The 12,592-nt window shown below is 48.8% G+C and carries 12 protein-coding genes and 1 riboswitch; of the genes, 4 read left to right on the forward strand and 8 right to left on the reverse strand.

All coding sequences use genetic code 11. The features are described from left to right. The first annotated feature begins 112 nt into the window (after positions 1–112). From AC4EHJ_RS10335 to AC4EHJ_RS10350, 4 genes are all read left to right on the forward strand, one after another. A complete protein-coding gene (locus tag AC4EHJ_RS10335; protein ID WP_490975477.1) occupies positions 113–904 on the forward strand; it encodes an ABC transporter ATP-binding protein in 792 nt (263 codons plus the stop codon). Between the two features lie 6 nt (positions 905–910). Next, positions 911–1,828, forward strand: coding sequence for an iron-hydroxamate ABC transporter substrate-binding protein (locus tag AC4EHJ_RS10340; protein WP_490975478.1), 918 nt, complete (start codon positions 911–913; stop codon positions 1,826–1,828). A gap of 100 nt (positions 1,829–1,928) precedes the next feature. Further along, positions 1,929–2,927 carry a FecCD family ABC transporter permease gene (locus AC4EHJ_RS10345; protein ID WP_490975479.1) on the forward strand — a complete coding sequence of 333 codons (999 nt, stop codon included), beginning with the start codon at positions 1,929–1,931 and terminating at the stop codon, positions 2,925–2,927. After that, positions 2,924–3,931, forward strand: coding sequence for a FecCD family ABC transporter permease (locus AC4EHJ_RS10350; protein WP_490975480.1), 1,008 nt, complete (start codon positions 2,924–2,926; stop codon positions 3,929–3,931). Before AC4EHJ_RS10345 ends, AC4EHJ_RS10350 begins: the two co-directional genes overlap by 4 nt. Before the next feature lie 126 nt (positions 3,932–4,057). On the opposite strand, the gene AC4EHJ_RS10355 is transcribed toward AC4EHJ_RS10350, so the two are convergent. From AC4EHJ_RS10355 to mtnK, 8 genes are all read right to left on the reverse strand, one after another. Then, positions 4,058–5,047: an EAL domain-containing protein gene (locus AC4EHJ_RS10355; protein WP_490975481.1), complete on the reverse strand. Its 990-nt coding sequence runs from the start codon at positions 5,045–5,047 to the stop codon at positions 4,058–4,060. Between the two features lie 151 nt (positions 5,048–5,198). After that, a complete protein-coding gene (locus tag AC4EHJ_RS10360) occupies positions 5,199–5,594 on the reverse strand; it encodes a cytochrome-c oxidase (protein ID WP_490975482.1) in 396 nt (131 codons plus the stop codon). A 139-nt stretch (positions 5,595–5,733) separates the two neighbouring features. After that, a complete protein-coding gene (locus AC4EHJ_RS10365; protein WP_490975483.1) occupies positions 5,734–6,132 on the reverse strand; it encodes a cytochrome-c oxidase in 399 nt (132 codons plus the stop codon). Positions 6,133–6,425: 293 nt separating this feature from the next. Further along, entirely contained in the window at positions 6,426–7,463 is a 1,038-nt protein-coding gene (locus AC4EHJ_RS10370; protein ID WP_490975484.1) for an ABC transporter permease, read from the reverse strand. Beyond that, positions 7,387–8,943 (reverse strand): sugar ABC transporter ATP-binding protein, encoded by a 1,557-nt coding sequence (locus tag AC4EHJ_RS10375; RefSeq protein WP_490975485.1) that lies wholly within the window; start codon positions 8,941–8,943, stop codon positions 7,387–7,389. Before AC4EHJ_RS10375 ends, AC4EHJ_RS10370 begins: the two co-directional genes overlap by 77 nt. 62 nt (positions 8,944–9,005) lie before the next feature. After that, entirely contained in the window at positions 9,006–10,088 is a 1,083-nt protein-coding gene (locus AC4EHJ_RS10380; RefSeq protein ID WP_490975486.1) for a sugar ABC transporter substrate-binding protein, read from the reverse strand. After that, positions 10,085–11,146: an S-methyl-5-thioribose-1-phosphate isomerase gene (gene mtnA, locus AC4EHJ_RS10385; protein ID WP_490975487.1), complete on the reverse strand. Its 1,062-nt coding sequence runs from the start codon at positions 11,144–11,146 to the stop codon at positions 10,085–10,087. The genes AC4EHJ_RS10380 and mtnA overlap by 4 nt, the downstream gene beginning before the upstream one ends. Further along, complete coding sequence (gene mtnK / locus AC4EHJ_RS10390; RefSeq protein WP_490975488.1) at positions 11,146–12,330, reverse strand: S-methyl-5-thioribose kinase; 1,185 nt, start codon at positions 12,328–12,330, stop codon at positions 11,146–11,148. The genes mtnA and mtnK overlap by 1 nt, the downstream gene beginning before the upstream one ends. Before the next feature lie 77 nt (positions 12,331–12,407). Beyond that, a riboswitch (SAM riboswitch) is annotated at positions 12,408–12,562 on the reverse strand. Between the last annotated feature and the right edge of the window lie 30 nt (positions 12,563–12,592).

Consider the following 12,592-nt stretch of genomic DNA (forward strand, 5'->3'; position numbering starts at 1 on the left):
TCCCAATTTATAATTGACAATGATTCTCATTAGTTTTATAGTTATCATTGTACTGAAAACGATTCTCATTATCAACTTATATACATAAATAATATTGAAAGGAGGAAAATGCATGGTGCGCCTGTCCGCAGAGAATTTGGACATTAGCTACGGGGAACGGAAAATCGTTAAAAACCTGTCGCTGCAGATTCCAGACAAGAAAATCACGACGATTATCGGTTCCAATGGCTGCGGGAAATCGACGCTGCTGAAAGCGCTGACCCGCGTCATCCCCCATCAAGGCGGTTCAATCGTGCTCGATGGGGAAGAAATTGCCAAGGAAAACACAAAGCTGCTCGCCAGGAAAATGGCGATTCTTCCGCAAACGCCGGAAAGCGCGCCGGGTCTGACAGTAGGCGAACTGGTTTCTTACGGCCGCTTCCCTTACCAAAAAGGTTTCGGGCGCCTGACCGCCAAAGACTACGAAATCATCAATTGGGCGCTCGACGTCACCGGAACACAGTTTTTTAAATACCATCCGGTAGACGCTTTGTCCGGCGGCCAGCGCCAGCGCGTTTGGATTGCCATGGCGCTCGCCCAGGAAACCGAAATGATTTTTCTTGATGAGCCGACCACCTATCTGGACATGGCGCATCAGCTCGAAATCCTCGAATTGCTGCAGAAGCTCAATGAAGATCAACATCGCACAATCGTCATGGTGCTCCATGATTTGAACCAAGCGTCGCGTTTCGCCGACCACATCATTGCCATGAAAAGCGGTGAAATTGTTAAGTCGGGCACGAGCCACGAAGTCATTACACCGGAAGTACTGAAATCCGTATTCCGCATCGACGCTGACATCGGCATCGACCCAAGAACACAAAAACCGATCTGCATCACCTATAACTTAATCAAAGGAGCTTGACCCATTATGAAGAAGCTATCCCTATTCCTTGTTTTACTGGCAGCATTGCTGCTTGCTGCATGCAATTCCGATTCCAAAACTGCTGAGCCTGCTGAAACATCAGGCTCGTCCGATACGATTACATACGAATCCGAAAGCGGTCCCGTGGAAGTCCCGGCAGACCCGCAGCGCGTCTTGGTGCTGTCCACTTATGCAGGAAATGTCATGGCGCTTGATGTTCCGCTGGTAGGCGTTGATGCCTGGTCGAAAGCGAACCCGCGTTTTGAAGAAGAATTGCAGGGTGTTGAAGAAGTGACAGAAGATAATTTAGAAAAAATCATCGAATTGGATCCAGATTTGATCATTGGCCTTTCGACAATCAAAAACATCGACAAATTGAAGGAAATCGCGCCTACCGTAACGTATACATATGGCAAAGTTGATTACCTCACGCAGCATTTGGAAATTGGTAAATTAGTGAATAAAGAACAAGAAGCACAAACATGGATTGACGATTTCAAAACGCGCGCTCAACAAGCCGGCGATGATATCCGTGCTGAAATCGGCGAAGACGCAACTGTCTCAGTCATCGAAAACTTCGATAAGCAATTGTATGTGTTCGGAGACAACTGGGGACGTGGAACCGAAATCCTTTATCAGGAAATGAAACTAAAAATGCCTGCCAAAGTTGAAGAAATGGCTTTGAAAGACGGCTTCTACGCTTTGTCGCAAGAAGTGCTTCCTGAGTACATGGGCGATTACGTCATCTTCAGCAAAGACAGCGAACAAGACAACTCTTTCCAAGAAACCGATGTCTATAAAAATACGCCAGCCGTCAAAAACGGCCAAGTTTTCGAAGCCAACGCCAAGGAATTCTATTTCAATGATCCAATTTCATTGGACTATCAGTTGGAGTTCTTCTTGGAACATTTTCTGAAACAATAACGCTGCGAGAGGAATTCCTGCCAACAGGGATTCCTCTTTGGTGTTAAAGCACATGCTATGCAATACTGAATCTTAGCCTATATAGAAAAGATGATGCCTTATGCCAAACCAAACTTCATTTTTCATAAAAATAGCTGCAGGCGCCGTTGCTTTTGCCGCCATGTTCGTCATTTCCATTGCTTTCGGAGCTGCGGACATCAGTTTGAAAGACACTACACTAGCGCTTTTTTCAAACGCGTCGAACGACGCCATTTCGGTGATCCGTGAAATACGGCTGCCGCGGGAATTAGCCGCTGTTCTTGTCGGTGCTGCACTTGCGGTGTCCGGTGCCATCATGCAAGGCATGACGCGCAATCCTTTAGCAGATCCCGGCCTGCTCGGCTTGACTGCCGGTGCGAATGCGGCGCTTGCCATCACGCTGGCGTTCATACCGGCTGCCAATTATTTCGGTATCATGATTGCTTGCTTTATCGGTGCCGCCGTTGGTGCGGCGCTCGTATTCGGGCTCGGTTCGGTCAAAAGAGGTGGCTTTTCGCCGTTTCGCATCGTCTTGGCCGGTGCGGCCATTTCCGCTTTCTTGAGCGCATTGGCTGAAGGCATCGGCATTTATTTCAAGATTTCAAAAGATGTTTCGATGTGGACTGCCGGCGGCCTGATCGGCACGACGTGGGGGCAGCTAAAAGTGATTTCCCCTTTTATCGCCGTTTCATTGGTAATTGCTTTGCTGCTCGCGCGGCAATTATCGATTCTTAGCTTAAGTGAGGAAGCAGCGATCGGCCTTGGCCAAAAAACGATGCAGACGAAAGCGCTCCTGTTCGTTGCCATTACCATGCTTGCCGGTGCGGCCGTAGCGCTTGCCGGCAATATGGCTTTTGTCGGCCTTCTGGTGCCGCATATCGTGCGCGCCATCGTCGGCGTCGATTACCGCCACATCATTCCCATGTCAGCTATTGCAGGAGCCATTTTCATGCTCTTCGCAGATCTGCTTGGAAGAACGATCAATGCACCTTTTGAAACTCCGGTAGCGGCGATTGTCGCCATGCTGGGCTTGCCTTTCTTCCTGCTTATTGTACGTAAAGGAGGAGGAGCATTCACATGATCCAGGCTGCTTTAGTAAAAAAACAGCGGCGCTTTTTTTATGCGTTCATGCTGCTGATTGCCGCAACCGTAGTGGTAAGCCTCGGTTCGGGTTATTCTTCCCTGTCGTATGACCGCCTGTTCGCGACGTTTATCGGACAAGGCACGTTCAAAGAAGATTTTGTGCTGTATTCCATTCGCATGCCGCGCATCTTCATCACCTTATTGGCCGGTATGGCGCTTGCGCTCGCCGGCGCCATTCTCCAAAGCATCACGCGCAATGATTTAGCGGACCCGGGCATTATCGGCATCAATTCGGGAGCCGGCGTGGCGATTGCAGTGTTCTTCCTGTTTATGCCGGTCGATCCGGGTTTATTCGTCTACTTGCTGCCGGCTGTTGCTTTTGCAGGCGCATTTCTCACAGCGCTGCTGATTTATGCATTTTCCTATAATAAAGAAACGGGCCTTCAGCCCATCCGTCTGGTATTGGTCGGGATTGGCTTTTCAATGGCGTTGTCTGGCATCATGATTGTCTTGATTTCCTCCGCCGAACGCGAGAAGGTGGATTTCATCGCCAATTGGCTGGCCGGCAATATCTGGGGCACAGACTGGCCTTTCGTGCTCGCTATCCTTCCCTGGCTGCTGGTGCTCATTCCGTTCACCTTGTATAAGGCGAACCGCTTGAATATGCTGAATTTAAGCGAACCGGTTGCTGTAGGGCTCGGCGTATCCATTGAAAAAGAACGCCTTACTTTGCTGATGACTGCTGTTGCATTAGCGGCCGCTGCGGTTTCGGTAACGGGCGGCATCGCCTTTATCGGCTTAATGGCTCCGCATATCGCAAAATCACTTGTCGGTCCGCGCCACCAATTGTTCTTGCCGCTCGCTATCCTGATCGGCGGCTGGCTGCTCCTGCTCGCGGACACGCTCGGCCGGAACCTGCTTGAACCTTCAGGCATCCCTGCCGGCATCATGGCCGCATTGATTGGCGCGCCTTATTTCATGTACTTGCTGATGAAAAAATAAACCCTCGGGGGAAGAAACTCTTTTCCCAAGGGTTTTCTGTTTTTCAAGGCGTTTCAGCGCTGGGGCTTCTTATGTTAATTCCATTTAAAAAGGCTTCCGGAACGATTGTCCCGGAAGCCTTTAAATTTAAACCAATTGCGGCTCTGCTGACGGCTTGCCAAAATAATAGCCTTGGAAAAGCTCGTAGCCTTTGTTTTTCAGCCAAATGAAATCTTCTTCCACTTCAATGCCTTCAGCTAATGGCACCGAATCGATTTCGATCGCTTTGTGCAGGAAGTTCATCGCTACCGCCTGCTTTGCGGCATCTTCTGCAACGCCTTGGACATACTTCATATCCAGCTTCATGTATTTCGGTTTCAATTCAGCCAATACCTCTGCTGTGCTATAGCCTTCTCCGACATCATCCAGCGCGTACTGGAAGCCTTTTTCCTTGTAATAGGCAAGAATCTTCTTGAGGTGGTCCATGTCATCCACTCGTTCAGTTTCCACAACCTCGAACACCAATTGTTTTGGGTCGACGCCCAATTGATTGGCAAGTTCTGTCGTCGAACGCAGACAGAATTCCGGCGAGTAAATTGATGTTGGGATAAAATTGATAAACGCCTTTTCCCCATTCAGGACCGCCGCATGTTTCACAGCAGTCATCCGGCAGACCCGGTCAAGCGCGTAAAGGCGGCCTCTGCTTTTTGCCGCTGGGAAGATTTCATTGGGGTAAATAGTCGAGCCGTCTTCGTTCTGGAAGCGCGAAAGCATCTCATAGGCGAACACGTTTTTGTCGGCATCAACAATTGGCTGGTAATGGCAGATAAGCCTTTCGTTCTTGATGACGTCGTCAATCCAAGCCATGTTGAATACATGTTCAATTTCAGAAAGAGGCTGCCATGACTCCTGATTGATGCGAAACGCCACTTTATCTGGATCAAGCAAGTCATTGCAGAAATCAAGGAATTCCCTGGCTCCCTGTTCATCCATCTGCAATTTGTTCTCTTTTCTGATTACTGCCATTTCTCTTCTCTCCAAAAACTCCGCAACTTGTTCCAAAACCGAACTGTTCAATTCACCATCCAGGCGAATTTCGAACTTCAAGCTCGCAACCGCACAATTATTACATTCCAAAAATCTTCCCCCTTAAAAATATTGGTAATTATAGTTTACTTTATATGCCTTACTACCTGTTAACATTTTACTGCAGAATTTTATAATTCTCTATCTTAACAACTGTATTCAAAGCAAAAACAGCTACTCCGAGTAGCTGTTTTTACTTTTACTATTGATCGCTATTGGCTTGGCGGACCGTATGATGAAGGTTTTTGAATAGATTCACAGCAAAAATAATGGCAGCCAGCAAAACAATCAATGCTCCAGGTATGCCTAGAGCCATTCCTGCTTCCATATTGTTAATGGTGATTAAAAAAATTGATACAAGCAGCAGCGGTGTTCCAATGACATGAAGCCAGAAATTAGTTTTTGCCAGTTTATTGTTGCCCATCTGTGGAAAAAACGAATAAACCAATCCATATATGCCTGTTGTCACCCAGCCGACTAAATTTATATGGGCATGTAAATCGCCATACTTAAAGTCTTCCGTTATCCCCATGTAAATTCCCAAACCGATTCCGATTAACAAAAAAATACTCGCAAGTTTAATGAAATGTGTTCCCATTGCTCTTCTCCTTCCGCGCGAATACACGCTTTAGAAATCCACATTATTTATGACACCCGCCGTTTGGAGATGGAGGCAGGAGCCCGAACTGCTATTTCTTTTGCATTAGCAGGCAACGGAAAACGCATTGCACCACATTCTATTTGTTATTTTGAACTTGTGAAGTGGCGTTTTCTTTTATATTCGAGAATACATTTACAACAAAAACCAATGTTCCAGCCAAAACAATCAAACTGCCGCTAGTGGCGAGTATTAATGCCGTTTCGTCCGGCCCATCTGCAAACAAGAACATTCCCATCACTAAAATCGGTGTTCCGATGTTGTGTATCCAGAAATGAACTTTCCCTAGTTTACTGTTTCCCGCTCTTGGAAAAATACAATAAATCACCCCAAAGACTGCCATTGTCGCCCAGCCCAACAAGTTAATATGCGCGTGTGTATGGCCATAATCAAAGTTCTCAGTGATTCCCATGTAAACCCCGAAACTGATGCCAATCAATAAATACACACTTGCCACTTTTATAAAATCTTTTCCCATTTTCTATTCACTTCCTTTCGTATGCACTTTGGCGTGGCCGCTGCAAAAATGAACACTGTAGGTGCAGCCGCGCCTCAGTTTATTCGTATTTCAGTGATCGAATATGAGAAAGTCTATCCTCCCTTTTTAAAAATGGGCTTACCGGCAATCCACTCCAAAATTACTGCTGTTCTTTTTTTCTTTTAAATAATCTAAATATTATAATAACTATATTATAAATACATTTGGACCGGCTTGCCATTTTTTTGCCATAAAAAAATCCACCTCTTTGAAAGAGGTGGATCAGAGCAAATTCAGCTTTTAGAAAACTTCTTTTTCGCATAGACATAAGTAACAGCAAGAGCCGCTACCAGCACGCCGCCTTTTATGATGTCGAAAGCATAATACGGCAAATTGAGGATAGTCAGGCCATTCAGCAAAATGCCGATGACTGCCGCTCCGAAAAACGTGCCGAGTGCATTCGGCTTGCCAGCGCCAAGTACGGAATAGCCAACGAAGACCGCGGCTACCGCTTCCATCATCAGCGGAGCTCCCGCATCGATCTGGCCAGAGCCGACACGTGCCGTGAACAAGATGCCCGCCATAGAGGCGAAGACACCAGATACGACATATGCTGTAAATTTCACTTTCTTCACATTGACGCCGGACAATGTTGCCGCCTCTGCGTTGCCTCCAGTCATATACAAAACCCGTCCCCAGCGCGTGTGGTTCAAGATGAGGTATGAAGCGAGTACCAACACAACCATAATCCAGACCGGTACAGGCAATCCGAGCATCTGACCCTGGCCGATCCATAAGAAAGCATCCGACAACTGCCCAGGTGCTGTGCCGCCGGAAGTCAGCGGCATATTATTGTAGATGGAATAGCCTTCCGTATACGTACGGTGCAAGCCTGCGACAATGTACATCATGCTGAGCGTTGCGAGCAAATCCGGTATGCCGAGGACGACAATGAGGAAACTGTTGACTGCGCCAGCCAGCACACCAATCAGCAGTGGCAAGAGCAATACGAGCCATAGCGGCATATCGTACCACACCATGAGCGACGCTGTGACGACGGTTGACAGCGACATCGTCGAGCCGACCGATAAATCAAAGCCATCGACGACAAGCGTGAACGTAACCCCTAACGCCAACAAGGTCACAATCGAAATCGACCGCATGATGTCGCTGAAATTGCCATATGTCAAAAAGGCATCGCTGACTGTGCTGAAGTAAAAAATGATGATGGCCAGCAACGCAATGGCACCATATTTAAACAGAAACTGTATGGCCTTCTCTTTCGGGCTGCTGCCAATTTTCACTGCGCTCTTCTTTTCCACCGCTTGCATATAATAAAATCCTTTCCTGGGTCGCTTCTTGCCGTGAAAACTCCTTCACGATCTGACCATTGTACATTACTAAAATCCGATCGGAGATGCCGATCGCTTCATGAATTTCACTGGAAAAATAAATGCAGCTTTTGCCGCTTGAAGCCAATTGGCGGATCAATTTGAAAATATCCACCTTTGCGCCGATATCGACGCCTTTGGTCGGTTCGTCGAATAGGTAAAGCCTGGAATCGAGCGACATCCATTTGCCAATTGCCACTTTCTGCTGATTGCCGCCGCTTAAATGGATGAGCGGCGTCTCGGTGTTGTCGGTCTTGATTTGGAGGCGTCCGATGATGTCTTTGGCAAACGCCCTTTCCGCTCTTTTGTCCATGAAGAACTTCGGCGAAAATCTTCGGAGGTTCGGGAAAGATGCATTGGCCGACAGCGATTCCTGGACGAACAAGCCTTCTTTGCGCCGTTCTTCCGGTACCAGCGCGACGCCTGCCTTGATGGCATCTGATGGATGCTTCAACTTCAAAAGTTTGCCGCCGAGGCTGATGCTTCCGGAGGTGAGCTTCGATTCTCCGAACAGTGCTTTCGCCAATTCGGTTTTGCCCGCTCCGACCAATCCGACGACGCCGACAATTTCGCCAGCCGCTGCGCTAAACGACAGATTTTTCAATTTGCCTTCGTCCGACAAACCTTCCACCGTCAATTGCGGTGCGCCGATTTCATGGTCGCGGTGCACCAATTCGTTGCTCAGTTTTGCGCCGAGCATCGATTCGACGACTTCTTCCTGTGAAACACCCTTAGCATCAAAGGTCTGAACCCATTTACCTTCAGCCATGACGGTGATGCGGTCGCCGATTTCAAACACTTCCGGCAGCCGGTGCGAGATGAAAATACAGCCGACGCCTTGGGCTTTCAAACTTTCAATAACTGAAAATAATTTTGCCGATTCGTGCAGCGACAGCGGTGCGGTGGGTTCATCGAAGATAATGATTTTGGCCGAATGGACCAGTGCCCTTGCGATCAGCACCAGCTGTTTTTCAGCTAAGGTCAGATCGGCCGCTTTTTGGCCGACTGCGATGTTGTCCGACTGCAGCTCTTTCAAAACCTTGCGCGCATCGTCGTAGAGTTTCTTTTGGGAGATAAAAAAAGAGCTCCCTCCAGCAAACGTATCGAGGAGGATATTTTCTGCCACAGACAATTCAGCGACGATGGCCGTGTCTACTTCCTGATAGACCGTATAAATCCCTTGCTCTTTTGCCTCTTTCGGCGAACGCAGCCGCAGCGGCGAGCCGTTCAACGTTATTTCCCCTTCGTCCTGGCTGTAGACGCCTGATAAAATCTTCATCAATGTGCTTTTCCCGGCTCCATTAACCCCGAGCAAGGCGTGGACTTCGCCCCTTTGAAGGCTGAACTGTGCTTGCTCCAAAGCCGTGACATTGCCGAATGATTTGCGGATAGCCTTCATTTCCAGCAGCGGATGCTCCATCTGCCCGCCTCCTTTCTTAGAAAAGAGCTGCCCCGCCATGCAGGACAGCTCCGTTGCGTTTTTTAATTGCCTTCAAGTTCCTTCAAATCATCTGTATAGCCTTGGTCGCTCGCGCCCCATCCTTCAATATACTCGCTCAATTCATTCGTTGTAATCGCTTCTGTTGGAAGTTTTTCAGCATCCACGAATACCGGATCCAGCACCACTTTTTCTTCCGGTGTTTCGCCATTGATCAATTGGTATGCGTAGCGGACCTGGATGCGCCCGATGTCCATCGGATCAACTGCAGCTGAAGCCACCCAAGGGCTGTTTTCTTTTTGGATCATCTGCAAATCTTCATCGCTCATGTCGATGCCGTACACTTTAATGTCTGTGCGCCCCGCCTGTTCAATCGCGCGCACTGCACCTTTCGCAAATTCGTCCCAAGCTGCCCAAACAGCTGTTATGTCGCCTTCGTTCGGGTATTGTTTCAAAATCGCTTCCATCTGTGCCTGTGTATCAAGAGCGGTGTTTTTCGTCGCTCCGCCAAATGCCGTAATTTCTTTGATGCCCGGGTTATCCGTTAAAAATTTTTCATAAGCGACTTGGCGGCGTTCCATCGGTGCAAAGCCAGCTACCCAGATTTTTACGATGTTCGCTTCGCCGCCGCTGTCTTCAGCTAAACGCTCCAATGTCATTTCAGCCATTTTCTGGTCGCCTTGCTCAAGAGAAACAACGCCTTCTACATCTACGCCTGCATCAAATGCCACAACCGGAATGCCTTGTTCCACTGCTTTTTCAACGCCTTGGTTCAATGCTTCTTTCGTGCCGTGATCGATCAATATGGCATCAAAGCCTTGGTTGATCGCCGCATCCAGGTTCGATGCCATTTTCGCCAAATCGCCTTCAGAAGTGAAGACTGTCACGCTGCCGCCGAATTTTCCGGCCTGCTCTTTTACCCCTTCAATATATTGGGCAGAAAACGTCCCGAGGTTGATTTGCATGATCAATGCTACTTTTTTGCCGGATAACGGGTGGTCCGATGCTTCCGCTTTTGTTGCGTCTGACGTGCCTTCTTCGCTGACTTCCCCTTTTGGCTGGCAAGCTGCTAAAAAGGCACTGAGGATCAATAATAAGGCGATGAATAAAAGCGATTGTTTTTTCATGAATTTGCTCCTTTTCCTGTGTAAGCGCCGAGAACGGCAGGTATATTTTTTTTGTAATCCGGGGTGATGGCCCCTTGTTCGGTGATGATGGCTTTGATGAGGCGTGCCGGTGTGACATCGAAAGCGGGATTGAATACTTTCGTGCCTTCCGGCGCTATTTGTATGCCGGCAATATGCGTGATTTCTTCCGCTTTGCGTTCCTCGATCGGAATTTCTCGGCCGGAAGAAATGGATAAGTCGAATGTCGATGCCGGTGCCGCTACATAAAACGGAATGCCGTACGCATCAGCGAGCAGCGCTAAATTCAAGGTGCCGATTTTGTTCGCGGTGTCGCCGTTCGCAGCAATGCGGTCGGCTCCGACAATGATCGCTTCAATATCTTTTGCACCAATCGTGTGGGCGGCCATGCTATCGGTGATTAGCGTGACATCAACGTCTGATTGCTGCAGCTCCCACACCGTGAGCCGGGACCCTTGAAAAACCGGGCGCGTTTCACAAGCATACACTTCGAATTGCCGTCCTAGTTCGCTGCCCAGATGGAACGGCGCCAAAGCTGTGCCGTATTTTGCAGTAGCGATTGACCCGGCGTTGCAAATCGTCATGACGCGCGTTTTGCCTTCCAATAAAGACAGGCCGTATTCGCCGATTTTCCGGCCTGCCGCTTCGTCTTCTTCATGGATGCGCACCGCTTCTTCAAGCAACAGCACTTTCCCATCCTCGACTGTTGCAGCACCCTTCACTTTTGCCGTCAGCCGCTTCAGCGCCCATACCAGATTGACCGCTGTCGGGCGCGAGCTGCCCAAATGCGCCGCGTCTTTTTCAACCAAATGGAAAAAAGTTTGGAGTTCATCCGTGTCGTGGCGGACTGCAGCTAGCGCCAATCCATACGCAGCCGCTATACCGATTGCCGGCGCGCCGCGTACTTTCAGCGTCAAAATCGCTTCATAGACGTCTTCCAAGGTTTCCAGCGCCACGTACTCGATCACATGAGGCAGTTTCTGCTGGTCCAAAATCGTCAGCTTGCCGTCTTTCCAGGAAATTGATAACGGGATTGCCATTATTTCGCCTCCCCGATTAACGCTGTCACTTCGTAGATGCTTTTCACTTCAGCACGCTGCAAAATCAGCTTTTCGCCAAACTGCAATGCCCTTTTTTTCAATTCAATACGGCGGCCAGCGTCCTCGATGCCGTCGAGGTCTTTAACATGCGCCAGGCCGATTGTCCGGCGGATCAGTTCACAACCCGCAAAGCCCAGTGCATCCCGGAAAATCTTCTCGATGATGAATTCGAGATAGCCTTCCGTTCCTTGGTAAGCTTCAATGCCTTTGTTTTCCCAAAGGGCCGTGAATCTTGCTTCAAACGTTTCCCACGTGCGTTCAATATGCGAATGGATCACTGTGCGCTGGTCTCCGCTGCGCGTCAGCGATTGGAAAATCAAATTTGCGAGAAACAAGCCGACATCAAAGCCGATCGGCCCGTAATAAGCGAATTCCGGATCGATGACCTTCGTTTCGCTGTCGCTGGCGAAGATACTGCCGGTATGGAGATCGCCGTGCAGCAGCGCTTCCGCTTCAGTCAAAAAACTAAACTTCAATTTCGCCGCTTCCAACTGAAGCGCTTTGTTAGCCCATAGCGCTTCCACAGCCTCTTTCAGCTCCGGCTCGAAATCATTGGTTTCATTATCAAAAAACGGGTCTGTAAAAATCAGGTCTTCGGTAATCTTGCACAGCTCCGGATTCGAGAAAGCCGCAGCGAGCTTTTTCTTTTCAAATGGGTGAAGCGCAAAATCCGATGTCTGGAACAAGGTGCGCGCCAAGTATTCGCCGATATCCGTCGAAAGCTGCGGATACGCCTTTCCGGCAATCAAGCCTTCGCGGGCAATCGTCAAATGCGACAAATCTTCCATGACCGTCAAAGCCAATACCGCATCCGTGGCATAAACAGCCGGCACCAGATTCGGCACGAATTCACCGTGTTTCCGAAGGGCATCTGCCTCGATCTGTGCGCGCTGCAACGTCAGAGGCCAGCTTTCGCCTACGACTTTCGCATATGGCAACGCCTGTTTCAAAATAACGCTCTTGCCGCTTTCCGGATCCGCCACGCGGAACACGTAATTCAAGTTGCCATCGCCGATTTCGTCGCATTGCAATGCTGCCCCAGCCGGGAATGGATAATGCGTTCTCGCAAGCTCAATGGCGGACTCTACTGTCAATTCTTCGTATTGTTTAGCTGCTGTTGCCATATGTCATCTACCTTTCGAATGCAAAATAAAAAGCCTCTTTCCCAAAAGAAAGAGGCTCAGAAATATAGATTCCATGCCTCTTATCTTTCAGAAATGTACATTTCTGATGGAATTAGCACCGTGCCTTGCGGGATTTTCATCCCGGCGCTGAAGCGCCCCTTCTCACGAAGGTATTACGGTCGGTTGCTGGGCGTCATAGGGCCAATTTCCCTCTGCCTGCTCTTGATAAGAGTTTTTGATGCGTATGTGTATGCTGTTTGAA

The organism is Planococcus sp. TJ-301 (genome assembly GCF_058268475.1).